Below are 1,094 nucleotides of genomic sequence, written 5' to 3'. Positions count from 1 at the left end.
ATGCTGCCGATATACGTAGCATCGTCCATGTAACTCACATCCAGTGCAAAGTGCCAAACTGGTGCAGTTAAAAAATAATCGTTCCAAGTGTCACCCAGTTGCTCTTTACTCACTGCAATAACAGCTTGCTGCCAGTCGTGCCAACGGTTTGCAAATTCAGGAGAAATACCGTCCTTAACAAAGTCACCTTTAGCCGGCATTTTTCCGATGTAGCCCCACTCAGGCGTTACAAGGTTTGCGGACATCTGAACCTCTCCATCTCATTAGACCAAAATGGGTTGATTGCACTAGATGGAATCAACTCAAGCTGAACCTTGTTCCCCTTCAAATCGATCATGACAATGTTGTCGTTGCGGGACTCTGGTCGAGCCTTGAGTGATTGGTCCAATAGTTTGAAAATGCCCCATTCCCCTTCATAGGTATGAGCAATTTCTCGTTTTGATTCGGGCGGTGTAAACACAATACGCGTCTGATCTTGACCCGATGGCCAGCGAAGTTCCTTCGATCTCGCAGGACCGTGCTTATAAACCAAGTCTTGGTCACCTAGCTCTAGTACAAATCGAGTAATGTGTTGATCTAGATATACGGGTTTCATACCAAACTCGACTCGTAGCGAGTTATCTGATTCAAAGAACGATTGTCTAATGCGTTTTGCCCTTTGAAAAACCGCAAGCGTCTCGGGCCTTACACCAATTTCTTTTTCTAGTCTCCAACGACTCTTAGACGTATCAACAAACGGCTCCAGATATTCTTGGAAGAACGAGTCCAACGTACCGCCGTACCCGAAGAATCGTTGAAAGTCCTTTAGACGAACTTCCTTCGTTGCATTAGGTTCAAATGGGTATCTACCTGCTATAGTCCGCTGATAAGGACGCACTACATTAGTCACCCAAAGCTGATTTAGATGATCTTTAGAGCCGCTTTCTGCAAACTTAACCGATTCCTGTGACAACTCTCCCAACCATTGATTAAACGGTTTTGGTAAGAGATCTTTTGCTCTAGCAAAGGAGGCAGCAACATCCTGAGTCACCGTTCCATCCAATATGCTTTTGTAAGCAATTTTTTGATTGTTGCCAGAGCTAGACAAATCAGAT

General features: G+C 44.7%; 2 protein-coding genes. Both read right to left on the bottom strand.

Annotation, left to right across the window (positions count from 1 at the left end; all coding sequences use genetic code 11):
- Positions 1–245 (bottom strand): type VI secretion system-associated protein TagF (gene tagF, locus R7E00_RS24815; RefSeq protein ID WP_318124877.1); only part of this gene is annotated, 245 nt, incomplete at its 3' end.
- Positions 227–1,094: type VI secretion IcmF C-terminal domain-containing protein (locus tag R7E00_RS24810; RefSeq protein WP_308304240.1), on the bottom strand; the 868-nt coding region annotated here is incomplete at its 5' end. The genes R7E00_RS24810 and tagF, both read right to left, overlap by 19 nt.

Source organism: Vibrio sp. Vb1755 (genome assembly GCF_033338635.1).
Lineage (GTDB): Bacteria > Pseudomonadota > Gammaproteobacteria > Enterobacterales > Vibrionaceae > Vibrio > Vibrio alginolyticus.
This window is presented reverse-complemented; position numbering and strand designations above follow the sequence as displayed.